Consider the following 24882-nt stretch of genomic DNA (forward strand, 5'->3'; position numbering starts at 1 on the left):
CAGGACACGGCTCATTGTTCGATAGCCGCGTGTCTCATCGCGTCTTCAGGTCCATCTGCGTCTTGTTCGGCAGATACTGCCCGCGATGTGCAGCCGATCGCCCTCATCTTGGAATGAGTGATCGACGTCACATTGTTGGTTCGTCGATTTTTGGGATATTGTCTCCAATCTAAAGCTTCCTCCAATTGCGCGCATTGAATAAGCCGGATTTCGACCCTATCGACAGCACGCAACGCTCAACGATGGACCTCTTAGCGATGATCGTTTCTCCATGACAAGTACGCACAAAAAAGTAAGGTCCCTTGCGCGCCGCAATACGGTTGCCCCAACGGATAATGCTTCGCGCACTGCCGAAGATGCGCTGAGGGCGATTGATGGCCGCTGGAAGCTACGCATCCTTTTCAACCTCAACGCCACTCCTGTGATGCGCTTCTCGGAACTCGAACGCGCAATTCCCGAGGTCACCCAGAAGATGCTCGCTCAACAGTTGCGGGAACTCGAGCGCGACGGTCTGGTCGCGCGAACGATTCACCAGGAAGTCCCACCTAAAGTCGAATACGCGCTGACGCAGTGGGGGCAAGATCTTTGCCCGGCGCTAGACGCCTTGAGAGCATGGGCTTCACTCGGAAGTCGGCCCGCAACAAAGTGAAACGGACGATCGCCTCGGCGAGACCTGTTGCAACGGATCTCTTTAGGTTGCCTCCGGCATGTCCAACCTGCGGAGGTCTAAACTCTGGGCCGAGAGCCATTGTCTCAATGATCTCATGAAGGGTCCGAGCTTCACAGCCGGTTAATCTTTGCAACGGTCGCGTCGCGAATTCGTTTGACGCCCGCCGTTCCCAGCGCTCTCCTGCCGCTACACGAAAATGGTCTGCCATTAGCTATCGGATCCATCTGACGAAAGGCCTCTGTCATGTCGCCTAACAAGATTGATCGTCGCGATTTCATGACCCATTCGATTGCCCTCGCCGGCACCTCTGCAATCGTCGTCAGCGACGCTGTCGCGGCCGCTTCTGAAGAAACTGCGAAGACTGTTGGCTCAAACTCGGAAACCGTTTTCACGGGCGAGTCCATCCAAGGCAAGAAAGTTGTCAGTCGGCTGAACGTCGACGACCTCGAACCGGGCCGAAAGCATTTTCTCTATTTCCAAGGCGTTGAGACGCCTGGCGGCCAGCACTGGTACGTCTCCGTCGTCATTGCCAAGGGCGTTCGGCCAGGCAAGCGCTTCACCCTGACCAGTGGCGTGCATGGCGACGAGATGAGTTCGATCCAGACGGTCCAGACGGTGATCGACCGGCTCGATCCGACGCAGATGTCTGGCACGGTCATGGCCGTCTTAGACATTGCACGCCCCGCCGTCGAAAGCATGCAGCGCCGGTGGCCAAATTCGGGGCGCGGGACCGATCTCATCGACATGAACCGGGAATGGCCGGGAGACGAGAACGGCGCAAGCGCCACAAGCCGTCACGCCGGCCTTTTGTTCAATCGCCTCCTGAAACCAAACTCCGACTTGGCGATTGACTTCCACACCGGCACGACCGGCCTGGAAGTCGCTGCTTTCCTCATCGGGGATCGCCACCTCCCCGACGTGAAGACCATGGCCGACCTCTATCCCGTCGGCTTGATGTGGGATGACGCGGCTTATCCGGGCGTCTTGCACAACGCGTTCGTCGATGTCGGCATCCCGTGCTTCACGCCCGAAGTCGGAGCGGCGCGCGTGCTCGATCGAGATATGATCGCCCTGTTCGTCGAAGGGACATTGAACGTTCTCAAACATTATGGCGTCATCAGCGGCTCCATCGGCCGAACCGCAGCAGACGCAAAAATGCTCATTGGCAATGCCGCGTTTCCAATCATTGCCACGCATGGGGGCTTAGTCGAATTTCACGCTAAGCTCGACGAGGACGTCAAAGCTGGTCAGACCATCGCCGTGCAGCGGAATATGTTTGGCGAAGTAGTCGCCGAATATACCACCGCGGTGAATGGCAAATTGGCCGCCTGTCGCACCGACGCCTCGTCAGATCCCGGCAACGTGCTGGCGTTCATCCTTTTTAGTCAGCCGGGCGCACCACAGCACGAAGGCGTTCATGCCGACACTGAAAAATCCTATCCCGAGTAACGGTGCCACCAGCCAGCAGACGACTTGTACTCAAGATTTTTGTAGTCGCGCGCCAACGCAAAACCGACGCTTCAAGATTGAGATTTGGAGCCTGACTACTGACGACGCATCGAAGGGCTAGAAGTAGTCTCATTCGGCGAATGGGATTAAAGGTTGGACATCCCGATGCCAAAGGTCTACTGTGGCTTTGATATATGGCGCACGAGCTTCAACAGCGCCTTAAGCATTGGCATTATTCTGCTCCGTCCCGAATTCGGGCCTCTGCCAATGCCGCCTCTCTCAGGCTGACAACTATTGGCTTGAATCGCTTTGATCATTAGCCCGTTCCGGATTGTTTGTTCCGGAGCGCGTAAGGAGCCCTGCTATGAAAAATGATTTTATTCGCGTCACGCGACGCAGTGACGGCGCTTGGGCAGTGTTTCGCGGCTCTCAGGGTCTCGCGTTGCTTGCATTCAGAGTGAAAGCCCACGCGGTAGCTTACGCACGTGCGATTTCGTTTTCGCGTAAGCTGACGCTTTTTGTCGACGATAAATTTGGAATTGGAGTTCGGCAGTCGTATCCAAGTCTCACGTACCCGAGAATTCTCAACTAGCAGATTGAATTCAGACACCGTGCATTTCGCCGTCATATGCACGTCATTCCAACGCCGGCGAGAGGTAACGAATATGCTCCCAAGTCACGTCGTCACAAGATCCGCCCTGCAGACTAAGCGCGGGACAAAGCAGACTTGCGGAAACGAAACCTGTGGCAGCCGATACTATGATCTGATGAGCCTGCAGCCCGCTTGTCCGCACTGCGGCACGATTTCCAACACCTCGTCGATCGTTCGGGTCGACTTCGAGACGCTCGGGAAACAGCGGCCAGTTAGGTTCAAACGTCCACCAGAGCCAACAAAACCTCAGGCCAAAATCCCAATAAACGACGTCGATGAGACCGGGATGGCCGATGAGAGCGCCGAGAAGGAATCGGAAATTCCGTCGCCTTCTGAAGATCTTTTAATTGAGATCGAAGATGACGATGAGGTGGAAGCACCAAAAGCCTCCACCGACGATATGGCTTAGCTCAAGAAATTTTGGAGCGCTAAAATGCCGGATATCAGCAGTTGTTTAGCATCCTTCGCACGGCTTTCCAGCGAAGAGCGGGAGCGCAGCGTTCGCCTCATCAGAGCATACAATGATGCAGTTGTAGAAACCCGATCGACAAATGTCACGGCATCGAAACCCTCTCAGCTCTTCAGTTGGGAGGAAGTCGAGGATCTGGTCAAAGACTATCGTGCTGATCGCCTGTCCGACATCAGACCTGCGATGGAGCACTACCTGTCGCTTTTGGACCGTGGCTATCGGTGGCCCCTCCTCGGTTAAGTTAACCCATATGATTTTTTCTCAAAACCGGTGTGTAACGAAATGCCCAAAGGTCAGCGAAGAAGCAATCGCGAAATCAGGAAACCGAAGGCGGACAAACCGAAGTCAGGTCCGGGCGTACCGCAGTTCCAGAGCGCCACACTGGGCTCGACAATGAGCGCCAGCGGCGGAAAGAGAAAAACCTGATTTCTCTTGCGACCGCAATTGTGTTCGCAAGGGCCGCAGTCGACCACGCCGCCTGTGTGCAACCACCAAATCTGTCAACTAGAACGTCGTTGCTCTTCTAAGGATTGTCGAAATATGGAGCTGGCACCGATGGTCTACGTATTCACGAGCGGGAATTCCGGCGCGCTTGGCTTTTCGCTTCAAAAGTGTGGATCAGATCTGCCGCCAGCCGCGTCGTATCAAGAGAACTGGAGCCGCGCCTATGAAGTTCGAATGTCGGATGTCGCGCTAGATGTTTTCCGCATCGATTCAATGACAGCACTCTCGGACTTGAGGTCCTGCGGCTATCACGTTGCTCGCCCGGTCGAAGATACTCGAACTTTGCCGAAGCATCACCGAGGATCCAGCTAACCACAACCAGTTGCGGCCAATCCTACGTCGCCATCACGTTTTGATTGGGTCACGAAGCACATCGAAAGGCAGATTGCTAAATGGCGCTTCCTTCCTACACGCTTACAATAGACGGTCGCGAAGTGTCGTTTGATATCGAGGCCGAGGCGTTCGCGATGGCGGCAAGCGAATTTGATGTACGCGGCGAGAAGCTGGAAATTAGCATAGCGATGGGCGACTGTGTCTACATAGGCCCACTTCAGATGCGGCATTGGTGGAAAATGAAGCGGGAAGGGGTATATTACCGCGATATTCCTTATTGATGGCGCGGTTATCTTTTTGACTTCTTGTTATTGGTCGGGGCGATGGCCTCTCGCGCCAATCGCTCTGCACGGAGACGTTCCGTTTTCGCCCGTACAGCGAGCCGCTCCGCTTCATGGTCCTTCATTGCCTTCGACGCTTCTTGAGCCCGGCGCAACTTTGTAGCGGCAGTATTAATCGGAAATCTCTGCGTCGTTGCCATTCAGCTGGTCTCCTACGCGCTCGGCAAAAACAAAAAACCCGCAACTGGCGGCTACGCCAGGCGCGGGTCCATTCGATCGAACTTATCGCCAGTACATCCGTGGTCGAGCCCGATCTATTTCTTCGGCATGCCGTTACACGGCGCGAAGGTTATCTGCGGAAGACTTGCCGCTACGGCGATCGGCAACAACGTCAAAAGAGACTTTTTGCCCTTCGCTTAGGTTTCCCAGACCTGCACGCTCTACCGCGCTGATATGGACGAATACGTCGTTGCCGCCGTCTTCAGGTTGGATGAAGCCAAAACCCTTTTGGCTATTGAACCACTTCACGGTTCCAGTTTGCATAGATAGGATTTCTCATTAGATGAAAGCGTTTGCTCCCCGACGAAGTCAGGCAGAGTTGGTCGAACTCTTTTGGAAGGTCGTCGGTCAAGCACGCTCCGCGGGCGAGGCCAAGTCGGTTTCAGCGAAGCTCGATCAATATAATGTAAGCAGTAATCATCGCATTACAAGATCGAAAAATAATACGTTGCCCAAGTCGGCTGAGTCTTGCGAGTTGCAGCTGATATTCCATCTGCACTCTGATAAACGAAACCATCGGCAGTTACATCAAGGCTCTGCTGACTGAGAGTGATTATCGATACGCTCCCCCTTTCAACTGCACGGGAGTGTTGTCGTGAAGCTTGCTTGCTCCCGACTGATAAGCGGCGATCTCGAAACGATCGAACTCAAGGCCGCAATGCGGCTCGCGTGTTCCGAACTTATCGAAATACACCGTGTCGAAGATGAAGAGCTTGCATCACTTTTCGAAGTTATCGCTCAAGCAATTATCGATTGACTACAACGCAGGTCACCACGATACGTCGGTGTTGGGGCAACACGCCACCATGAAAGCACTCATGTTCCTTGGCCGCCGTCTGCACTAATGCAAAAATGTAATCTAGGTGGGCTCCGAAGGATATTTCCAGCGGTCGGTTCATTGCGGCAACAGGCTTTAAAAGTGCCGGGATGCCGGAGGCGCCAAGGACCGAGGGCAAATGGCGGCTTTATGATGAGCGTGCCGTAACTCGGCTTGGCTTCGTCCGCCATGCGCGCGAATTGGGGTTCGAAGTCGATGTGATCGCGAACTGCTGAATCTCTCTGGGCGGCCGCAGAAATCGTGCGCCAAGGTGAATGCGCTGGCAAGCGAGCACCTGAAAGCCGTGGCAAACCGCGTTGCGCGGCTGCAGGCCCTGAAGAAAGAGCTGGAGACGATGATGCGTAGCTGCGCGAAGCGTCGCATAATCGAGTGCTATCGAAACATAAGCATTGCGTCAGCAAAAGCCACCGAACGGCCGCACTCCCCTTATTGCGGCGCACGAAGAGGTATGGCACTCTGCACCCCATGAGGATGCGTCTGTTTCAGCGCTGGTTTGGGCTTCTCGGTATGCTTGCCATACTGAGCGCTCTCATTGCCATGCCGCTTACGGCGACCTATGCCTTCGCCATCTCAAGCGGTGCGACAGCCTCTGCCGACACGACGATGTCCGGTCAATCTGACGCGATGCCTTGCCACAAAACCGGCAAGTCCTGCCCTCATTGCCCGCAGAAGTTCTGCCCCGAGATGGCGAACTGCCTCGTAAAATGTTTTCAGCCGTTGTCGGCACCGATTTCTGATGCCCATTTTCATCGTGATGTTGTCAGCCGCGGAGTGGCGCCTGCGCCTACGCCGGTCACCGCTGGTTCTCTAATCCCACCCTTACTTCGACCTCCGAGCGTCTGAGCCCACGCAGTCAGCGTGATTGTGCGGTCGCGGCTCTTCGCCGTGGCCCTCGTACGCATGGCCATGATGGCCTGTGCGGGCTCAATGACAATCGGAGACAACCAATATGCAACGCTATTCATTGCGTGCGGCTGCCCTCGGCGTCGCGCTTCTCATGGGCATGGCCGCCTCGGCCCTTGCCGACACTAAGGACTACGAATTCCAGCTCCTGGACGAGGAAGTGAAGCAGGGCGCTGCCGTCATTTCGGTGAAGCTCGTGCACAAGCCGTCAGGCCGGGCCGTCGCTGATGCTGTGATCTTTGCCAAGCGCATCGATATGGGTCCCGACGGTATGGAAGCGATGACCGCGCCGATCGAGGTGGTTTCGTCGACGGAACCCGGCGTCTACAAGTTCAAGACCGACCTCGGCATGGCCGGCCAATGGGCGCTCTCGCTTGGCGCGAAGGTGCAGGGCGAGACTGGCACGGTCGAAAACAAACTCATCGTCAAGGCCGTCCAATGAGCGCCTTGATAAGGGGAACGGCGACCGTCGCAGCGCTAGCGGCTGCGACGGGAGCTGGTATTTGGGCGGGTCAAACAGACCTGCTCAAACTTCCGCCGACTCCCGCAGCGGTCATTACCGAAGCGCGCGCCGAGGAACCGCGGCCTGTCATTTATTACCGCGATCCCGACGGCAAGCCGCTCTATTCGCCGACACCCAAAACGACCGATGACGGCAGGCCTTACATTGCTGTTCATGTCGGTGAAGACGGGACATCGTCTTCACCGACAGCAAAGCCGGAAACGAAACCTGTCGTTGACAGCAGCGGCACCAGGAAAATCAAATTCTACCGCAACCCCATGGGCCTGCCGGACACATCGCCCGTGCCGAAAAAGGATTCGATGGGGATGGACTACATTCCCGTCTACGAAGGCGAGGATAGCGACGACGACTCAATCAAGGTTTCACCCGCCAAAATTCAACGTACCGGCGTTGAAACCGTCGCGGTAACGAGACGACCGCTGGTCAGGACCATCCAGGCACCTGGCGTGGTGCAGCTTGATGAGCAACGCATTGCCGTGTTGGCGCCGCGGTTCGACGGGTACGTCGTGTCGGTTGGACCGGTAACGACAGGCACACATGTCATGAAAGGTGATGTGTTGGCTAAGGTGTTCGGCCAAGAAGTCTTGAACCAAGCCGCGCGCCTGTTGATCGAGCAGACTTGGACGAAAATTGACGAAGCATCCGAGCTCCCAGGACTCAAAGGACCTGCCGGCGTCGTCGGAGCCACACGTCGACTGCGGAATCTCGGCGTGCCGGAAGAGTTCATGGACGAGGTGAAGCGTGAGAGGAGCGTACCAGACACGTTCACGTATCGCTCCCCCATTGACGGATATGTCCTCGAACGGAACTGGAGCGATGGACAAGGCTTCAAAGCCGGCGATGTTGGCTTCCGGATCGCCGATGTTTCGGTCGTGTGGATGATGGCTGATGTTGCCGAAGGCGACATAAACGGCGTGAAGCCAGGACAACCCGTGACGGTCACGACGCGCGCGCGTCCAGGCCGCACATTCAAAGGCAAGGTCACAGTCATCTATCCCCAATTGAATAAGGAGACGCGTACAATTCCGGTGCGGATAGAACTGCCGAACCCGGACTTGGCACTGCTTCCGGACATGTACGGAGATGTCGATATCTCCACCGGCAATGCTACTGCGCTGACTGTTCCTGCGAGCGCAGTGATCGACAGTGGGAACCGACAGGTCGTCCTCGTTGATCTCGGCAACGGTCGCTATGAGCCCCGAGAAGCGAAGCTCGGCCGGCGAGGCGACGGCTACATCGAGATCATGAGCGGCGTTGCAGAAGGTGATCGTGTCGTCTCCAACGGCAATTTCCTCATCGACGCCGAAAGTAATCTGCAATCGGCATTGAAGGGCTTCGAGACGCGCCAAACGACGGAGGCTAGCCAATGATCGCGCGCCTCATCGCCTGGTCGGCGAAGAACCTTATGTTGGTGTTCATCGCAGCCGCATTTGCCGTGGTGGCAGGGATCTGGGCGGTAAAGACACTTCCGCTTGACGCCATCCCCGACCTCTCGGATGCGCAGGTCATCGTCTATACCGAGTTCCCGGGCCAAGCGCCGCAAGTGGTCGAGGATCAGGTCACCTACCCTCTGACAACTGCAATGCTGACTGTTCCGCGTTCCAAAGTGGTGCGAGGTTTTTCCTTCTTCGGCGTCTCGTTCGTCTACGTCATTTTCGAAGACGGTACCGACATCTATTGGGCGCGTTCGCGTGTCCTTGAATACCTGAATACCGCCGCAAAGAGTCTGCCGAGCGGCGTCACTCCGACGCTCGGGCCGGATGCAACCGGGGTTGGCTGGGTCTATCAGTATGCCTTGCAATCCAAGAACAAGTCGCTCGCAGATTTGCGCTCGATGCAGGATTGGGAAGTTCGCTACGGATTGTCGAAGGCTGAAGGAGTCGCCGAGGTCGCAAGTGTCGGTGGCTTCGTCAAGCAATATAGCGTTGTCGTCGATCCAAACCGGCTCAGAAGCTTCAACATCCCTTTGGACAAGGTTCGCGATGCCATTCGAGACAACAACATGGATGTCGGCGGACGCACGTTGGAGTTGGCCGAGCACGAGTTCATGGTGCGCGGGCGCGGCTATCTTAAAGGCGTCAAAGACCTTCAGAACATCGTCGTCAAATCCGACGGCGGAACGCCTGTTCTCTTGAAGGACGTCGCGCACGTCGAAACAACCGGTGACGAACGCCGCGGCATTGCCGAACTTAACGGCAACGGCGAGGTGGCAAGCGGGATCGCCTTGCAACGCTATGGTGCCAATGCGCTCACCGTTATCGACAATATCAAAGAGCGACTGAAGGAGATCGCGCCTTCGCTACCGGCAGGAACGAAAGTTGTGCCGGTCTACGACCGTTCCGAGCTGATCCACCGGGCCATCGAAACGCTCAAACATACGCTTTTCGAAGAAAGTCTCGTCGTCGCGGCCGTATGCATCGTGTTCCTGCTTCATTTTCGAAGTGCACTAGTCGCCATTCTGATGTTGCCGGTCGGCATCCTCATGGCGTTTGTCGCGATGCGCGTGCTCGGCATCGGCTCCAACATCATGAGTCTTGGCGGTATCGCCATTGCCATCGGGGCGATGATCGATGCAGCGATCGTCATGATCGAGAATGCCCACAAGCATTTGGAACGAGCGCCAAAGGACAAGCCGCGAATTCAGATCCTTACCGAGGCAGCTGCCGAGGTGGGACCGGCCTTGTTTTTCTCGCTGCTGATCATCACAGTCTCATTCCTTCCGATCTTCACGCTTGAAGCACAGGAAGGGCGGATGTTCGGGCCGCTAGCCTTAACCAAAACTTTTGCAATGGCATCTGCTGCACTTCTGTCGGTGACGTTGGTGCCGGCGTTGATGGTCATCTTCGTACGCGGCCGGATCATTCCCGAAGAAAAGAACCCCATCAACCGCGCACTGATCGCGGTCTATCGTCCCGTCATCAAGGGTGTTCTGAAGGCGAAGACGCTGACCATTGCGCTGGCGGCAATCCTTCTCGCGGTCTCGATATGGCCGCTGACCAGGGTTGGCACCGAATTCATGCCGAATCTCAATGAAGGAACGCTGCTCTACATGCCGACGACATTACCGGGTCTCTCGATCACGAAGTCGGCTGATTTGTTGCAGACGCAGGATCGTATCATCAAGTCCTTTCCAGAAGTGGCGTCTGTTTATGGCAAGGCGGGCCGCGCGCAAACGGCCACCGATCCCGCACCGACGGAGATGTTCGAGACCATCGTCAACCTCAAGCCAAAGGAAGAATGGCGACCGGGTGTCACGACGGACAGTCTCATCTCTGAAATGGACAAAGCACTGCAGTTTCCCGGCGTGTCCAATGCCTGGACGATGCCGATCAAGGCGCGGATCGATATGCTCTCGACCGGCATTCGCACGCCGGTCGGGATTAAGGTGATCGGCAATAATCTCGACGAAATCGACAACGTTGCAAGACAGGTCGAAGCGGCCGTCAAGTCGGTGCCAGGCACTTCAAGCGCCTATGCCGAGCGCACGTTGGGCGGCTATTACCTGGAGATCATTCCGAACCGAGAGCGGCTCGCCCGTTATGGTTTGATGGTCGCCGACGTTCAGAATGTCGTAGCGATGGCGCTTGGCGCCGAGCCAATAACGACAACGGTCGAAGGCCGCGAGCGCTATACGGTTGCGATACGCTACCCGCGCGATCTGCGCTCCGATCCGCAGGCGATCGCGAAGGATGTCGTGGTCTCGTTGCCTGGCGGCTATGGTACGGTTCCGTTAGGGGAAGTCGCCGATATTAAACTTACCCGCGGCCCCACCACGATCCGCACCGAGAACGCCAAGCTCGCAACCTACGTTTACGTCGACATCCGCGACCGAGACCTCGGTGGTTACATCGCCGATGCTAAGAAGGCGGTGGACGCACAGGTGAAGATGCCGCCCGGCACCTATCTCGTGTGGTCGGGACAGTTTGAATACCTGGAGCGCGCCGAAGCACGCTTGCAGATGGTCGTGCCGGTAACACTGATGATCATCTTCTTACTTCTTTATCTGAACTTTCAGCGACTGACCGAAACGCTCATCGTCATGCTGTCTCTGCCGTTCGCACTCGCCGGTGGTTTCTGGCTGATATGGTGGCTGGGCTTTAATCTGTCGGTAGCAGTTGCCGTTGGCTTCATCGCGCTTGCCGGCGTCGCGGCCGAGACCGGCGTCGTGATGCTGATTTATCTCGATAACGCCAAGCGCGAAGTCCAGGCGGAATGTCTGCTTCAAGGACGGCAATTCACGCGTGAAGACCTCTACCGTGCCATCATGGTCGGCGCAGTTGAACGCGTCCGACCGAAAATGATGACGGTTGTTGCAATCATGGCTGGATTGCTACCCATCATGTGGAGCACTGGCACAGGTTCTGAGGTCATGCAGCGTATCGCCGTGCCAATGATCGGCGGTATGGTCTCGTCCACGTTACTGACGTTGATCGTGATACCGGCGATCTATGGGTTGGTGAAAGGTTGGCGACTGCCCGCAAAAGCGCAGGACCGTGCGCAGATTGGAGCTGGAGTTGCAGACACTGCATATCTCAGGTGAGCGATAAGCGACGTCCGCTTAGGGTCAAAATCGTCGCCCGGTAACCGCGCCAAGGAAGAATTGGGCCCCTGCCACTCGTGATCTAAAAGCAGGATGCCCAATTCATATGGTGGGTGATGAAGGACTCGAACCTTCGACCCGCTGATTAAAAGACAACCCAATTTCCAATGAAATCGATAGGGTTTTACACTTCATTGTCGTCAATGGTCTTCATCTAAGGTCGGCACTAAGCACGTCGATTGAGCTTCACCCCGCCAATGGCCGCGACATTCAATCCTAGGGCGGACCTATTGCGTCACATAGCAGCGTTTGCGAAATAGATGTCTTCGATGGACCCGACCTCCGGGTGGCTTGGCCCGGCGCCTATCCCCGGGATAACGCGCCTTTCTGCGCTACACCAAATTAGGTTCTAATGTCATCTTTAAACGCGTTGGCCAGAGAGTGGCTGGCGCAGCCCCGTGCCGACATTCTGGCAGGCATCGTAGTCGCGCTCGCGCTTATTCCCGAAGCCATAGGTTTTTCTATCATAGCCGGCGTTGATCCAAAGATTGGACTATACGCGTCCGTCTCAATTGCCATCGTCGTCGCTTTTACCGGCGGTCGTCCTGCGATGATATCCGCTGCAACAGCGGCAGTCGCGGTCGTTGTGATTCCCCTCGTACGCGAACGCGGCGTCGAATATCTGTTCGCGGCGACGGTCCTAATGGGATTGCTCCAGATCGCCGCAGGACTGCTTCGGCTTGATCTGTTGATGCAGTTTGTTTCGCGGTCTGTAATCACGGGCTTTGTGAATGCACTCGCTATCCTGATCTTTACGGCCCAACTGCCGCAGCTGACTGATGTCGGCTGGCAGACATATGCGATGGTGGCCGCTGGTCTTGCCATCATCTATGGCTTGCAGCGTTGGACGAAGACGGTACCGTCGCCGCTCGTTGCTATCATTGTGCTGACGGCGTTTAGCATCGCCACGGACGCACCTGTGAACACGGTAGGAGGCATGGGCAAGCTTCCAGAAGGCCTCCCTTCATTCGCATTCCCTCATGTGCCCCTCACGCTCGAGACACTTCGTATTATCTTGCCGTATTCGCTGACAATGGCGGCGGTGGGGCTCCTCGAATCCATGCTCACAGCTCAGATCGTTGACGACATGACCGGCACCGAGAGCGACAAGCGCCGCGAGTGCGCGGGGCAGGGAGGCGCGAACATCGTTGCGGCCTTATTTGGTGGCATGGCGGGTTGCGCGATGATCGGACAGTCGGTGATCAACGTAACGTCAGGTGGGCGTGGACGTCTGTCGACCTTTACGGCTGGCGCATTTCTTCTATTTCTGCTTGCAATCCTCGGCCCCCTCGTCGGACGAATTCCGATGCCTGCTCTGGTCGCCGTTATGATCATGGTTTCAATCGGCACGTTCAGCTGGAATTCCCTTCCGAATTTGCGCCGCCATCCGCTGACCTCGTCGATCGTCATGGTAAGCACGGTGGTTGTCGTCGTCGCGACGCATGATCTCGCGAAAGGTGTGATCGTCGGCGTTCTGCTGTCCGGAATATTCTTCGCCGGAAAAGTGAGGCGCATGTTCCGGGTGGAACGCAGAGAAACGCCGGACGGGCGATCCGCCACCTACTACGTTACAGGACAGATCTTCTTCGCTTCGGTTGATCGCTTTGCACATGCGTTCCAAAGCGAGCGAGAAGCCACGAAGATAACGATAGACGTCTCGGCGGCTCATTTCTGGGACATCTCAGGGGTTGGTGCCCTGGACAAAATCGTCGCTCGCCTTCGTCGCGATGGCCGGGAAGTAGAGGTAATTGGAAATAATCAGGCCAGTGCCGACCTGTTGGACAAGTTTGCGCTGTTCGACAAGACTGGTGTCGAGATGGGGTTGACGCCACACTGATTTGCGCGGTCTTTCCCATTTCGGTCCTGTCGTTCTCGAAATTCGTGGCCACGCCTCGACACTTAAACTTTTTGACTTGGCATCCGAGTGGCGTTCCAAGTGATGCGCAAGCAAAGTGGCAAGCGCGACCACCGCCACCGCATTGCACATGACTGCGTTTGCAGTGGACTAGAAATCTGGAAATTGTGCGGGAAGCTTCGCTGGAATTTCACGGTCAGCTGGAAATGCAAAACCGACCGCGAAAATCTCTTCGGGTTTTCTGAGATTTGGTGGGTGATGAAGGACTCGAACCTTCGACCCGCTGATTAAGAGACAACGCGATTTCGATCGAATTCAATTGGGTTTTGCACTTCGATATCGTCAAGAGAAGTCAGCGGGCGTCAAGAGTGATCACGGGTGCCGCACGTTTACAAAGCCCAGAGCACCAAAGCGGCTATAAGCCCTCGCTCTTAGGCTATAGCACCTTTGTTTCTGACGGCCGGTCGATCCAAAAAATGTGGAAAGTAGAGTTTACGCAACATTTATACCTTCGGAATCGGCTATAATTTATCAACTCGTAATGCATTTTTAATGTCGAAATTTTTTGGGCAAAAACGCGGGGCCATTATGGACAGCGAAGACAAGAAATTTGATCGACGACAGGTTATGCGAACAGTGCTCATTGGTGGCGTTCTCGCGACCATCATGATGCCCTCGAAATGGACCAAACCGCTGGTCAACAGCGTGATCGTCCCGGCCCACGCAGCAGCGTCTGCACCTGCGACGACGACAGCCGCTCCAACAACCACACCCACTCCAACAACAACAGTGACGACGACGACAACAGCGGCGCCGATACCGTAACGCGGCTGGGCCCTCTGAACGAAATGCCATGAGTTTTAGTTCTGCGGTGCGGTTATGGATGCCGTTGCTTCAAAGACCTTATGGGTCAAGCTGCATGATCAGATCGTCGGGGTCCGTTGTGTCCCTGCGATCTCTTCGACCGTCAAATGGATCTTCAAAGATAACCTCACGGGCGAGCCATCAGCTCGCGCGTGTACTATCGATATTTCTGTGCAAGACGACGGGCTCTTTTCCCTGAGCAGCAGGAATGCGGAGACCGTCTCGGACCTGACCGAAGGCGATCTTTTCACGTTCGTGATGGAAGCAGTTGTCCGTGATCTCGTGACGGACCTGGCAAGCGCGGTCGCGCTTCACGCCGGTGCCGTAGCCTGGCGCGATAAAGCGATTTTGTTGGCCGGTGAGAGCGGCGCCGGCAAATCGTCCCTGACTTCTTGGTTTTCGGCACGTGGCTTCGACTACCTCACAGACGAAGTCGTCCTCTTAACCGACGACACCGCAAAGTTATTGGGATTTCCGCGAGCACTCGTTCTCAAACCCGGCGCGGCCGAACGCGTCGCGGAGTTTCCGAACTTTCGGAACGAGATCACGTTGGCAGCCGGTGAACACACGCTGATGCGACCTCAGTCGGCGACCAGATCGCCGACGGAAAGAAGTCAATGCGGGCTTATCATCTTCCCCGAGTTCAAGCGGGGATCCGATCTTAAAATCCATAGCCTGAGTTCAGCAGAAACACTGGCACGCTTGGTTGGATGCAATCTCAATGCCCGCAATCTCCCCGACGGAGGATTCCGAGCCATCGCGCAACTAGCACGGAAAGCTCCGGCTATAGGTCTGCGCTACGGCGAATTTGGCCAGCTCGACGGAACAGTCGACGAGTTGGCCAAGCTGCTTCTCGAGGGCAATCAAAATGCCGATCAAAAGCGACGCTTCCTGTCTATTTTTCCAAGACGCGAAGGCGCAGCCGCCGAACCGGCCCACAAGGAAAAGACTTTCCCCATTCCAGCGCCGACACCGCGCAAGGAGCCGCGCAAGCTGACGATCGGGATGGCGACCTATGACGACTATGACGGGGTCTATTTTTCTCTGCAGGCTCTACGGATGTATCATCCGGAAATCCTCGACCGGACGGACTTTCTGGTCGTTGACAATCACCCGGACGGCCCCTGCTCGGAATCTCTGAAGCTGCTCGAGACGCATATTTCAAACTATCGCTACGTCCCTTCGAACACGCGCGCCGGAACCGCCATCAGGGATGCGGTATTCGAAGAAGCAACCGGCAAGTTTGTCATGTGCATGGACTGTCATGTATTCCTCGAGCCGGGCGCGATCGCCAAGCTCCTCGACTACTTCGACACCAATCCAGACACCCGCGACCTCGTCCAAGGCCCCCTCGTCTATGATGACTTAACAAAACTGGCGACACATTTCGAGCCTGCTTGGCGCGGAGGAATGTACGGTTATTGGGGGACGGACGAGCGCGCCGTCCATGTGGACGCGCCACCTTTTGACATTCCCATGCAAGGGCTCGGCTTATTCGCGTGCCGACGCACTGTTTGGCCCGGCTTCAATCCGCTGTTCCGTGGGTTCGGAGGTGAGGAAGGCTATATCCACGAGAAATTCAGGCAACGCGGAGGGCGTACGCTCTGTCTGCCTTTTCTCAGATGGCTCCATCGCTTTCAGCGGCCCATGGGCACGCCCTACCGAAACATCTGGGAAGACCGGATAAGAAACTACATGCTTGGATTTCACGAGCTCGGCTTACCGACCGCCGAGATCAAAGAACATTTTCGCGAGCTTCTAGGCGCTGGACCGGCCGACCGCATTTTCGATGACATCGAACGCGAGTTCTCAATCTCCGTCCTGTAGCGGTCATCGCCGGCTTCTCTCGTTCTCTAAGGCGTTGCGCTTTTTGCTTCCGTTGAAAGAAGCGCGCCTACCCGCATCAGGTCGGCGACCGCGCGCTCGACATCGACCTCCACGTCGGACTGCGCATCCGGATATTCGGCTTTCAGAAAATCAATCAGATCCTGGACCGACCGTGTACCATCGCTCAATTTCCAGATCAAAGCGGCGGTCTCGTTCAGGTGAATGGCCTTAGGCCTGCCGAGACGAAACAGAACGCTTTCGCCGTCCATCTCTTCGGTAAAGAACCCGAAGGCTTGCCTGGGAACAGTTCGATGGAGCATGAGATACCCTCACTCTAAACGATTTTGCACCAACGTGTCTGCCGGGTCGAAGGCCTCTTCCGGGTGTGAAATGTTACGCCTCCCCTGGAAGGTCCGACTTTTCATGAGCATCATCCGGAATAACTGCCGTCGCCAGGAATGATACAAGCGAGCGCTGCTCATTGTCGAGACGACTGCTGATCGTCCAATGAGTGCCCGCGCTAAAAAAGTATATCTCGTCGGACCGATCTCACGCGCGATTTCCCGGCAACGCGGTTCACGGAAAATGCTGTAAGCTAGTTCCAGTCCAGCGACCGCCGCAAATCTTGCACCGCTCTTGTCCAGCATCCGCGCGAACTGAGCTTCGTCTTTATGTGTCGAAAGATGCCTGGCGGCTTGGCAGATATCGACGACTTGCCGGAGGCGTTCGAACCGATGTAACGCTCCATGGAGGGCCGCAATTGTCATTAAAGCAGCGGCCGACTCCGGTCCATCGGCGATGTCCTCGTAAGCTAGAGAAAGAGCTGACCTCAACTTCGGATGATGGACCAGGTTCGTGTGCACTTCGACCATCAACGTCGCGTTGTCTCGATGGAGCCATTTCGTTTCCAGCCGTACGGGATCATGACCGTCCTCGACCATTACGAATCCGTGGCCTGCGAGTATTTCGCTGATAGCCGGAACAGCATCCGGCGCAACAAGCAGATCGATATCGGTGAACTGCCGGAAAGAAGGCTTCGGGTAAAGCACTCGCGCGAAGGTTTGCCCCTTAACGACAGTCAGCGGAAGATCTTTGGCCGCACGGAGTATCGCATCGCAGTGGATGCGCAGCATTGCGGAGAATGTCGTACCGATGCGCCTTCTCGATAGCGCGTCGTTCCGGGCAAGCTCATAATCGTCGTTGTCTTTGAGGCCAGGGATGTTGTCCATCAGGATAGGAAGAACGCCGTGTGCGTCTCCCTCAATCACGAGCTGCTGCATCCCTTGGGCCGACAGCAGGTCCCGCGGGGCGCCTGTCAGCGGCCCTGTCGGATCAGAACCGTGCAGAAGCCAGCGATGGACAGCGTCCTGATTTGACATGGCTCGCAAATCCCGCCCTGTTGCGAGTTTTCTCGTAATCTGCGCCGTAAGGCGAGCTGCATCTGATGGCGCGCTCGTCATCCACAATCCTGCGATGAGCTTTCGCGCGGAACGGCGGTCTCGTGAAGATTTTAGCTCATCTTTGGCCATGAGACTATCGAACGCATGCAGAAGATAGCTATGCCGTTTCCCAGCCTCATACGAAACCAGCGCGGCTTCGGCCAGATCCGCAAGAACAGAAGAACGTTCCGCAGCCGAAAGATGCAATTCTTCAAGATGCTCCAATTTTAAATTCGAGACGCCCTCGACCGGGTCCGGAAACCCGGCTCGTCGGCGCTTCGCAGAAAATCTGGCGATATGAGCCGCCAGTGCCTGCTCCCAACGTCGCGTGGTCGAGACGTTCTTATCATGCACGCGAAACTCGAGCAGCACGTCCGGAAGATTGCTGATCTGATGGTGCTCGACGAGCCGGAGCCACAAGTCGAAATCTTCCGCAAAATCGAAGAGAGGCCGATATCCCCCAACGGCGAGTGCCGCATCGCGGCGCATCGCAATCGCGGGATGCGCTACAGGCGCGTTTCCCCGATCGAGCGCCACCATCGCCTCATCCGGCGTTGTGGGATATGCGGCGGTCGAAAGCGGATTTCCGTCGATGTCGATAAAGCGAATTGCCGAACCCACGACAGCGATGCCGGGATTGTCTTTCAGAAATGCGACTTGTCGCTCGAGGCGTTGAGGGAAAGACACATCGTCTGCATCCATGCGCAAGATGATCGCGCCTTGCGCAGCCGCGAGCCCCTCGTTCAGACAAGCGACAATACCCCGATGTGGACGACCAATCAAACGGGTGCGCTCATCGCGCCTTTGCCATTCCAGAAGACGTTCGTACGAGCCGTCCGTGGACCCGTCGTCGATGATAAGAAGTTCAAAATCCGAAAATGTCTGGCGCAGAATGCTGTCGATTGCGGCGTCGAGATAACGTGCACCGTTATAAACGGGCATCACGACCGAGACACCGCAAACACTTTGAGTCTGCAAAGCGGCCATGACACCTGTCCCCGTGACCTCGAAACAAACTATTCGCCGCCACCTCCGACTTACGGCTACCCTAAAAGATGGATGTCCGTGACACTACGTCCGCTACAGAAAATTCTGTGCGCAATCGAGACAGACAAGCAAAACAACCGCAGGCCCGACAACGCTTCTAGGGGGACATCGCTGGTCTAAGTCATCTGTACTTGAACATGCTGTCAAAATTGACCTGTTCCAGCGAGAACGCTTGCGGGACTACAGAGCAAGCAGACCCGAGACACGCGGGCACGATTAAAGCGTTCGGCTCCGCTTCGAAGGGGCGACCTGTCCTCACGGACAATTCGTAACCCGGAGCGGTTCGCCTAAGCTCGAGAAAATCAGCGAATTTTTTTAATCAGCTGCAATTGTAAGACTTAGCTTGCTGAATTCACGCGAAATATCTTTGATTGGTGGGTGATGAAGGACTCGAACCTTCGACCCGCTGATTAAGAGTCAGCTGCTCTACCAACTGAGCTAATCACCCGTACCAACACCGCCTGCATATCGGAGGCGCGAGCCTCCAAGGACGGCGAAGGGGCCCGAACGGGCCCCGAGACCGGAGCGCATAGCATCGCTGGCGGGCTCTGTCCACCCCCCTCCCTCACATTCGCCACGCGATTGAGAAAATAGGGCTTTTTGACCGCCCGCCAGACGACCGGACGGGCAAGGTCTGCCGCTTTCAGCGCTGTCCGTCACGCCCGTGCACATAGGCCGACATGGCAATGCCGAGCCCGATCATCAGCGTCGTCATCGACGTGCCGCCGTAAGACACGAGCGGCAGTGGAATGCCGACGACCGGCACGAGCCCCGTCACCATCGCCAGATTGATAAAGACGTATATGAAGAACGTCATCGCCGAGCCTGCGATGGCCAAGCGCGCAAAACGGTTATCGCACCGGCGCGCCATCAGCATCATCATCAGAATGAGCGCCGCATAGATGGCGATGAGCAGCATCATGCCCGTGAAACCCCACTCCTCGCCGATGATACTGGCGATGAAATCCGTGTGCTTCTCCGGCACGAAATCGAGCTGACTCTGCGTGCCGTGCATGAAGCCCGAGCCAGCAATCCCGCCTGCGCCAAGTGCGATTTTCGACTGCATGATGTGATAGCCGGCGCCGAGTGGGTCCATGCCTGGATTGAGAAAGACCTCAATGCGACGCTTCTGATAGCCGTGCATGCCCGACCAGATCGCCGGCATCGCCGCAACGGCCAGGATCGCGCCCAGCGCGAAATAGCGCAGCGGCACACCTGCGAGAAACATCAGCGACAGCCCCAGCACCAGAAACAACGCTGCCGAGCCGAGATCCGGCTGCTGCAGCGTCAGCAGCACCGGAATGCCGATCATGGCCAGAGGAATGAGAATATAACGCACGCGGCGCACGTCTTCCTGCGGTAGCCACATGTAGTAGCGCGCCAGCGCCGCCACCAAAGCGAGCTTCATCAACTCGGAGGGTTGAAACGAGATCGCGCCCGCCCCGATCCAACGTTTCGCGCCGAGCGCCTCGACACCGACGAACGGCACGAGGGCCAGCGTCAGCAAGGCCACCGCATAAACCGGATAGGCGAGCTTCATCCAGACTTCGAGGCGCACAGTCGCCATGATGACGACGACGGCGAGCATGACGAGGAAACGCAGCGTGTGCCGCTCCGCCCACGGGACAAACGAGCCGCCCGACACCGAATAAAGCGTCGCCGTGCCGATTCCCGCGAGCAGACACACCGTGGCAATCACGGGCCAATGGATACGCAACAGCTTGGCGCCGATGCGCAGCGGCTGGCCGGTATTCCACGCGGTATAGATCGTCTCCATTACCCCGCCTCCTCCGCGCGCTTACTCAACGGCGGAACCTCGCTGCCATCGGCACCCGATTTGCTGCGATCGTGATCGTCACGGTCAATGACAAGCGCAAGGACATCGCGCGCTAGCACCGCGGCTACCGCGCCGTCACTGGCATGCTCGATGACGGCCGCAAGCGCATAACGCGGCGCATTCTCGGGCTCGTAGCCGACGAACAACGCATGATTTCGTCTCGACCGATCAGCGCTGTCCGTCCCACGCGCGCCGACCTCGGAAACCCCTGACTTACCCGCAACGGGCCCCTTACCCCCACCGAGACGCGCCGCCGTCGCCGAACCCTTCGCGTCGTTGACGGCGGCCGACATGCCGCGGCGCACCGCGTCAAAATCTGCGGATCGGAAAGGCAGGTCGGCAAACGCAACCGCTTGCCTCGTCGCCGGATTGTCAGGCCTGCGCAGAACCGGAACGACGGTGCGTTCGCTCGCCATCCGTGCCGCGACGACGGCAAGTTGCAGCGGCGTTACTTGCAGATAACCGCGGCCGATGCCTGTCAGCAACGTCTCACCGCCGAGCCAACCAGCATTGAGATTGCCGCGTTTCCAATCGCGATCCGGAACGATGCCGGGCTTTTCGTCTGGCAGTCCAATGTTGTTCGTCGCGCCCAAACCCATCGCACGCGCTGCATGCGCGATGCGCTTGATGCCGAGCCGCGCCGACATCTCGCAAAAGAACACCTCGCACGACGCACTGATGGCCTCCTGCAAGGTGATCTTGCCGTGGCCGTTCGGATTGGAACAACGAAAGATTTGTCCGCCATATTCGTATCGACCGCTGCATGACACGTGCTCGTCGAGTGAAACGACGCCGGCTTCGAGCGCCGCCAAAGCCGTTACGATCAGGAACGTAGAACCCGGCGTATAAAGACCGGCGACCGCCCGGTTGAGCAGCGGCTTGTCGTCCGACGCTGAAAGCTTCGTCCAATCGGCTTCCGAGATGCCGCCTGCGATTTGCGCCGGATCAAAGCCCGGCACCGAGGCCATGATCGGGATCGCACCCGTTGCGATGTCGAGCACGACGACAGAAGCCAGTCCATCGCGCTGCATGCGATCGACGACGCGCCGCTGCAATTCGCTGTCGAGCGTAAGATGCAGATCGCTCCCGGCAACCGGATCGACAGTCTCGATATTCCGCACCACACGCCCGCGCGCATCGACTTCGGATTTCTGCGTACCTGCCGTGCCGCGAAGATCAGCGTCGAAACCAAGCTCTGCGCCGCTCTTGCCGATGCGAATATCCGGAATGCGGATCACGGCGTCATCATCGATGCCGAAGCGCTCGACGCTGCCGACGAAGCCGACGACATGGCTCAGTGCCGCACCGTCGCGATAGCGCCTGCGCCAGGCGAAATCGGTCTTGATGCCGGGAAGGCTCGGCGCATAAAGGTTGATCTTCGCCACCTGATCGAATGACAAATCCGACGCGACGGTTGTCGGCAGATTGCGGTTTTGCTTGCGCGCGCGGGCAATGATCCGCGCGATACGATCGTCCGTCAGCGGCACGATCTGTCCGACGCGCTGCAGGACGGCGCCGACGTCCTTCGCCAGCGCCGGCGTGATCGTCACGCGAAACAGTTCTTCGTTGTCGGCCAGCACGCGTCCGAATGCATCTAGAATACGACCGCGTTTCGGCGTCAGCACCTGCACGTTAAGGCGATTTTCTTCCGCCATCGGCGCGTAGCGGCGCGCATTCGCCACCTGCAAGTCATAGAGACGCCAGCCGATCAACCCAAACCCCGCCGCCTGCGCGCAGCCAAGCAGCACCGACCGCCGCGTGAACTGGTTCTTTCGCCTCAGATCGTCGTCAGGCTTGTCCGCCATCAGTCCCCCCGCGTCAGCCGAACGGGACGGGCAGGTGTTCCAGCGGATCGGGCAACGCGGCGCAACAGCGTGATAAGAGCGGCAGCCAGCACCGCGACGCCAGCGCCGCGCACATAGGGTTCAGCATCGAGAAACGCAATGAAATACGCTGAAGCAGCAAGCCACGCAAAGAGCGTTACGGTGATGATCGCGCCGGTGAAAAGCGCCAGCCTCTGAGCCGTGGTATCGACCTCCAAGCGCGAGCAGTAAACCGCAATGACATAAGCGACGAGATAGACGAGCGCCCAATAGCCGAGCGGCCCCTGCGTCAGCACATCGAGCAGCAGACCTGCCAGGAAGATGCTCCATTCCGGCAGCCATGCGTCGCGATCGAGCGTCCAATAATAAATGGCGACGACAGGCAGCAGCGGGAGCACGAAGCGATCCACCGTCGGCAGGCCCCACGGCAGGATCGCAACGATCGTCAGCGCTGCAACGGAAGCGACCGGCATCAGGAACCGCAGCCACCTCATGGACCCGCTCTCTCGGATGATTTCGGCACCGTCCCCGCGGCGTCGCTCGCGCCCTTGCCGCCCATGAGATCGTCGGTCAGATGCGCGGACGGATCATCGTAGAAAAGCACGCTGACGTAATCGAGCCTGTCGAGATTGGCGCGCAGTGCGACTCGCGGCTTCGCACCCTCAGCAACGACGCCGAGACGCAGCCCGATTGGAAATAGCCCGCCCTGCCCCGACGTGGAAACATCATCGCCTGGCGAAATCTTCGCGCCGTCCGGAATGTAGATCAGCCGCGGTCGCGAGCTGTTGTCGCCCGCCATGATCGCGCGCACCGCCTTCGGTCCGACGATCACAGGAATGCGGCTGTTGAGATCCGTCGCCAGCAGAACGCGCGCCGCATTGGGGCCGATATCGACGACGCGTCCGATCAGCCCGTCGGCATTGACGACCGGATAGCCGCATTTCACTTTGCGCACGCGCCCGGCGTCGATGGTGACGTTATGCACGAACGCCCCGCTCGAGTCGGCGATCACCCGGCTGGTGATGAAATCGAGCTTCTGCTCCGGGACAACTTTCGCAATGGCTTCGAGACCGGCAAGCTTCGCTTCAAGCTGGCGCGCCCGCCACTCCCAACTGCCGAGTTTCTGGTTCTCTTTCCGTAGCCGGTCGACTTCGTCTTGCAGCGACACTTGCGTCGAGATCGCGTGCCCCATCTCGCGGATCGGCTCGACCGGTATCATCGCGGTCTTGAATACGGGCGTCATCCACGACGCGATCTGCCAGCGCACATCGCCGAGCATGCTGTGATCGAGCCGGCTCAGCAGCATCAATGCCGTTGAAACGAAAACGAGCAAAAGCAGCAGCGGACGCAAACGCCGTCGCGACGCCGTGCCATCGCCGCGCCCGAAGTAAACATGACCTTCCTTGAGGCGCGTCATAAGGGTTTCCGCTGCTCTCAAATTCGAACGTCGATCAAACTCAAGGCTTGATCAAAAGATGCTCGCGCTCCTTGAGCGCTTCCAGAATAGCGGCCGATCCGGAGATCACACACTGCTCCGGCTGTTCGGGTACATGAACTTTGACGCCGATCCGCCGTTCGAGTTCCTGATCGAGCTTTGCAAGCTTCGATCCGCCTCCCGACAGGTGAATGCCGCGCTCGCAAATGTCGGTCGAAATCTCGGGCGGAAGATCCTCGATTGTGTGTTGTATGAACTCGGCAATTTTCTCGATCGGCGGCTCCAGCGCCTCCGCGATATCTTGCGGGCTCAGCGTGACCGTCTTGGGCTTGCCCTCGCGAATCTCGCGGCCGCGAATGACGATCTCAGCCGTCTCGCCGTTGACAACGCGCGACGCCGACCCTGCCTCGATCTTGATGCGCTCGGCGTTCGCTTCGCCAATCAGCAGTTGATGACGGCGACGGACATAGCGCACGATGGCTTCGTCCATCGCGTTGCCGCCGCAGCGGATCGAGCTGGCCTGCACGACTCCACCCAGCGACAGCACTGCAACGTCCGTCGTACCGCCGCCGATATCGACGACCATCGAGCCCTTCGGCTCGTCGATCGGCAGCCCAGCGCCGATGGCCGCCGCCACAGGTTCTTCGACCAGATAGACCTTCCGCGCCCCCGCCAGCATCGCGGTTTCATAGACCGCCCGCCGCTCTACGGGCGTCGCGCCGGCAGGCACGCAAATCAGAATGCGCGGCCGAATGAACTCGACGAGGGATTTCGTGCGGCCGATGAACTGCCGCAGCATTTCTTCCGTGGCGACGAAATCGGCGATGACGCCATCGCGCAGCGGCCGAATCGTCTCGATGCTTTCCGGCGTCCGCCCAAGCATCTGTTTCGCCTTCTCGCCGACTGCCAGAACTTCGCGAACGCCGCCGCGCGAGCGAATGGCGACCACTGACGGCTCGTTCAGGATCACACCGCGTCCGGCAACGAAAACGAGCGTGTTGGCCGTGCCGAGATCGATGGCAATGCTGTCGGAGAAAGCTCTTTTGACACCTAAACCAAACATCCCGTGAATCCGGCCCACTTCATGTCGCCCAGCTTATGGGACGTACGGCGTTTATCAAGGTCACCCGCTATCGAGGCGAGTTGAGTGCCCGAATGGTTACCGGTCACGGCATGTTCATACACAGACAAACGCCGGCGGGGTAGCATGCTACGAATGTGGCACGCTGCCCCGACCAAAGTCCGACGAAATTC

General features: G+C 57.6%; 22 protein-coding genes, 1 tRNA gene and 1 other annotated feature. Of the genes, 14 read left to right on the forward strand and 9 right to left on the reverse strand.

The annotated features are described in order from the left end of the window. Nucleotides 1-271: 271 nt before the first annotated feature. The 6 genes from RLW55_RS18040 (at nt 272) to RLW55_RS18065 (ending at nt 4358) form a co-directional block, all read left to right on the forward strand. Entirely contained in the window at nt 272-649 is a 378-nt protein-coding gene (locus RLW55_RS18040; protein WP_409562942.1) for a winged helix-turn-helix transcriptional regulator, read from the forward strand. Between the two features lie 264 nt (nt 650-913). Then, the gene (locus RLW55_RS18045) at nt 914-2119 is read left to right on the forward strand and encodes a succinylglutamate desuccinylase/aspartoacylase family protein (RefSeq protein WP_423414969.1); all 1206 of its coding nucleotides are present in this window, start codon (nt 914-916) and stop codon (nt 2117-2119) included. A gap of 364 nt (nt 2120-2483) precedes the next feature. After that, on the forward strand, nt 2484-2711 hold the full coding sequence (locus tag RLW55_RS18050; protein ID WP_423414970.1) for a DUF2188 domain-containing protein: 228 nt from the start codon (nt 2484-2486) through the stop codon (nt 2709-2711). 73 nt (nt 2712-2784) lie between these two features. Beyond that, nucleotides 2785-3180, forward strand: a complete 396-nt coding sequence (locus RLW55_RS18055) for an FYDLN acid domain-containing protein (protein WP_409563245.1) — start codon at nt 2785-2787, stop codon at nt 3178-3180. A 24-nt stretch (nt 3181-3204) separates the two neighbouring features. After that, entirely contained in the window at nt 3205-3480 is a 276-nt protein-coding gene (locus RLW55_RS18060; protein ID WP_409562940.1) for a hypothetical protein, read from the forward strand. A 656-nt stretch (nt 3481-4136) separates the two neighbouring features. Next, nucleotides 4137-4358, forward strand: a complete 222-nt coding sequence (locus tag RLW55_RS18065; protein ID WP_409562939.1) for a hypothetical protein — start codon at nt 4137-4139, stop codon at nt 4356-4358. Nucleotides 4359-4691: 333 nt separating this feature from the next. On the opposite strand, the gene RLW55_RS18070 is transcribed toward RLW55_RS18065, so the two are convergent. Then, on the reverse strand, nt 4692-4901 hold the full coding sequence (locus tag RLW55_RS18070) for a cold-shock protein (protein WP_013947124.1): 210 nt from the start codon (nt 4899-4901) through the stop codon (nt 4692-4694). A gap of 663 nt (nt 4902-5564) precedes the next feature. On the opposite strand from RLW55_RS18070, the gene RLW55_RS18075 reads away from it, so the two are divergent. The 8 genes from RLW55_RS18075 (at nt 5565) to RLW55_RS18110 (ending at nt 16047) form a co-directional block, all read left to right on the forward strand. Next, a complete protein-coding gene (locus RLW55_RS18075) occupies nt 5565-5690 on the forward strand; it encodes a MerR family transcriptional regulator (RefSeq protein ID WP_423414971.1) in 126 nt (41 codons plus the stop codon). A gap of 35 nt (nt 5691-5725) precedes the next feature. Continuing rightward, nucleotides 5726-5944: a hypothetical protein gene (locus tag RLW55_RS18080; RefSeq protein ID WP_423414972.1), complete on the forward strand. Its 219-nt coding sequence runs from the start codon at nt 5726-5728 to the stop codon at nt 5942-5944. Nucleotides 5945-6424: 480 nt separating this feature from the next. Beyond that, nucleotides 6425-6820 carry a FixH family protein gene (locus RLW55_RS18085; RefSeq protein ID WP_414462265.1) on the forward strand — a complete coding sequence of 132 codons (396 nt, stop codon included), beginning with the start codon at nt 6425-6427 and terminating at the stop codon, nt 6818-6820. Next, entirely contained in the window at nt 6817-8271 is a 1455-nt protein-coding gene (locus RLW55_RS18090; protein ID WP_423414973.1) for an efflux RND transporter periplasmic adaptor subunit, read from the forward strand. The genes RLW55_RS18085 and RLW55_RS18090 overlap by 4 nt, the downstream gene beginning before the upstream one ends. After that, nucleotides 8268-11441: an efflux RND transporter permease subunit gene (locus tag RLW55_RS18095; RefSeq protein ID WP_423414974.1), complete on the forward strand. Its 3174-nt coding sequence runs from the start codon at nt 8268-8270 to the stop codon at nt 11439-11441. Before RLW55_RS18090 ends, RLW55_RS18095 begins: the two co-directional genes overlap by 4 nt. A gap of 328 nt (nt 11442-11769) precedes the next feature. After that, nucleotides 11770-11821: a sequence feature (sul1 is cis-regulatory element that is thought to sense ions involved in sulfur or methionine metabolism; They are found in Alphaproteobacteria), on the forward strand. A 32-nt stretch (nt 11822-11853) separates the two neighbouring features. Continuing rightward, on the forward strand, nt 11854-13338 hold the full coding sequence (locus RLW55_RS18100) for a SulP family inorganic anion transporter (RefSeq protein WP_423414975.1): 1485 nt from the start codon (nt 11854-11856) through the stop codon (nt 13336-13338). 606 nt (nt 13339-13944) lie between these two features. Then, the gene (locus tag RLW55_RS18105; protein WP_024275657.1) at nt 13945-14181 is read left to right on the forward strand and encodes a hypothetical protein; all 237 of its coding nucleotides are present in this window, start codon (nt 13945-13947) and stop codon (nt 14179-14181) included. 54 nt (nt 14182-14235) lie between these two features. Further along, complete coding sequence (locus tag RLW55_RS18110; protein ID WP_423414976.1) at nt 14236-16047, forward strand: glycosyltransferase; 1812 nt, start codon at nt 14236-14238, stop codon at nt 16045-16047. 26 nt (nt 16048-16073) lie between these two features. Here the strand turns inward: RLW55_RS18110 and RLW55_RS18115 are convergent, their stop codons facing one another. From RLW55_RS18115 to RLW55_RS18150, 8 genes are all read right to left on the reverse strand, one after another. Continuing rightward, complete coding sequence (locus RLW55_RS18115; RefSeq protein ID WP_013947115.1) at nt 16074-16367, reverse strand: PqqD family protein; 294 nt, start codon at nt 16365-16367, stop codon at nt 16074-16076. 9 nt (nt 16368-16376) lie between these two features. Continuing rightward, entirely contained in the window at nt 16377-18473 is a 2097-nt protein-coding gene (locus tag RLW55_RS18120; RefSeq protein ID WP_423414977.1) for a glycosyltransferase, read from the reverse strand. 432 nt (nt 18474-18905) lie between these two features. Further along, a tRNA-Lys gene (locus tag RLW55_RS18125) sits at nt 18906-18981 on the reverse strand. A gap of 195 nt (nt 18982-19176) precedes the next feature. Continuing rightward, a complete protein-coding gene (gene rodA / locus RLW55_RS18130) occupies nt 19177-20310 on the reverse strand; it encodes a rod shape-determining protein RodA (RefSeq protein WP_423414978.1) in 1134 nt (377 codons plus the stop codon). After that, the gene (gene mrdA, locus RLW55_RS18135; protein WP_423414979.1) at nt 20310-22175 is read right to left on the reverse strand and encodes a penicillin-binding protein 2; all 1866 of its coding nucleotides are present in this window, start codon (nt 22173-22175) and stop codon (nt 20310-20312) included. The genes rodA and mrdA overlap by 1 nt, the downstream gene beginning before the upstream one ends. After that, nucleotides 22175-22687: a rod shape-determining protein MreD gene (mreD, locus tag RLW55_RS18140; protein ID WP_423414980.1), complete on the reverse strand. Its 513-nt coding sequence runs from the start codon at nt 22685-22687 to the stop codon at nt 22175-22177. The genes mrdA and mreD overlap by 1 nt, the downstream gene beginning before the upstream one ends. Next, nucleotides 22684-23610 (reverse strand): rod shape-determining protein MreC, encoded by a 927-nt coding sequence (gene mreC, locus RLW55_RS18145; RefSeq protein ID WP_423414981.1) that lies wholly within the window; start codon nt 23608-23610, stop codon nt 22684-22686. Before mreC ends, mreD begins: the two co-directional genes overlap by 4 nt. A gap of 40 nt (nt 23611-23650) precedes the next feature. Next, nucleotides 23651-24691 carry a rod shape-determining protein gene (locus tag RLW55_RS18150; protein WP_013947109.1) on the reverse strand — a complete coding sequence of 347 codons (1041 nt, stop codon included), beginning with the start codon at nt 24689-24691 and terminating at the stop codon, nt 23651-23653. Nucleotides 24692-24882: the final 191 nt, after the last annotated feature.

It is taken from the genome of Hyphomicrobium sp. B1 (assembly GCF_049532635.1).
In the GTDB taxonomy this organism is placed as follows: domain Bacteria; phylum Pseudomonadota; class Alphaproteobacteria; order Rhizobiales; family Hyphomicrobiaceae; genus Hyphomicrobium_B.

Coding starts and splice junctions, on each gene's coding strand:
- RLW55_RS18040 (WP_409562942.1), top strand. CDS start 272: ATGACAAGTACGCACAAAAAAGTAAGGTCCCTTGCGCGCCGCAATACG.
- RLW55_RS18045 (WP_423414969.1), top strand. CDS start 914: ATGTCGCCTAACAAGATTGATCGTCGCGATTTCATGACCCATTCGATT.
- RLW55_RS18050 (WP_423414970.1), top strand. CDS start 2,484: ATGAAAAATGATTTTATTCGCGTCACGCGACGCAGTGACGGCGCTTGG.
- RLW55_RS18055 (WP_409563245.1), top strand. CDS start 2,785: ATGCTCCCAAGTCACGTCGTCACAAGATCCGCCCTGCAGACTAAGCGC.
- RLW55_RS18060 (WP_409562940.1), top strand. CDS start 3,205: ATGCCGGATATCAGCAGTTGTTTAGCATCCTTCGCACGGCTTTCCAGC.
- RLW55_RS18065 (WP_409562939.1), top strand. CDS start 4,137: ATGGCGCTTCCTTCCTACACGCTTACAATAGACGGTCGCGAAGTGTCG.
- RLW55_RS18070 (WP_013947124.1), bottom strand. CDS start 4,901: ATGCAAACTGGAACCGTGAAGTGGTTCAATAGCCAAAAGGGTTTTGGC.
- RLW55_RS18075 (WP_423414971.1), top strand. CDS start 5,565: ATGCCGGAGGCGCCAAGGACCGAGGGCAAATGGCGGCTTTATGATGAG.
- RLW55_RS18085 (WP_414462265.1), top strand. CDS start 6,425: ATGCAACGCTATTCATTGCGTGCGGCTGCCCTCGGCGTCGCGCTTCTC.
- RLW55_RS18090 (WP_423414973.1), top strand. CDS start 6,817: ATGAGCGCCTTGATAAGGGGAACGGCGACCGTCGCAGCGCTAGCGGCT.
- RLW55_RS18095 (WP_423414974.1), top strand. CDS start 8,268: ATGATCGCGCGCCTCATCGCCTGGTCGGCGAAGAACCTTATGTTGGTG.
- RLW55_RS18100 (WP_423414975.1), top strand. CDS start 11,854: ATGTCATCTTTAAACGCGTTGGCCAGAGAGTGGCTGGCGCAGCCCCGT.
- RLW55_RS18105 (WP_024275657.1), top strand. CDS start 13,945: ATGGACAGCGAAGACAAGAAATTTGATCGACGACAGGTTATGCGAACA.
- RLW55_RS18110 (WP_423414976.1), top strand. CDS start 14,236: ATGGATGCCGTTGCTTCAAAGACCTTATGGGTCAAGCTGCATGATCAG.
- RLW55_RS18115 (WP_013947115.1), bottom strand. CDS start 16,367: ATGCTCCATCGAACTGTTCCCAGGCAAGCCTTCGGGTTCTTTACCGAA.
- RLW55_RS18120 (WP_423414977.1), bottom strand. CDS start 18,473: ATGGCCGCTTTGCAGACTCAAAGTGTTTGCGGTGTCTCGGTCGTGATG.
- rodA (WP_423414978.1), bottom strand. CDS start 20,310: ATGGAGACGATCTATACCGCGTGGAATACCGGCCAGCCGCTGCGCATC.
- mrdA (WP_423414979.1), bottom strand. CDS start 22,175: ATGGCGGACAAGCCTGACGACGATCTGAGGCGAAAGAACCAGTTCACG.
- mreD (WP_423414980.1), bottom strand. CDS start 22,687: ATGAGGTGGCTGCGGTTCCTGATGCCGGTCGCTTCCGTTGCAGCGCTG.
- mreC (WP_423414981.1), bottom strand. CDS start 23,610: ATGACGCGCCTCAAGGAAGGTCATGTTTACTTCGGGCGCGGCGATGGC.
- RLW55_RS18150 (WP_013947109.1), bottom strand. CDS start 24,691: ATGTTTGGTTTAGGTGTCAAAAGAGCTTTCTCCGACAGCATTGCCATC.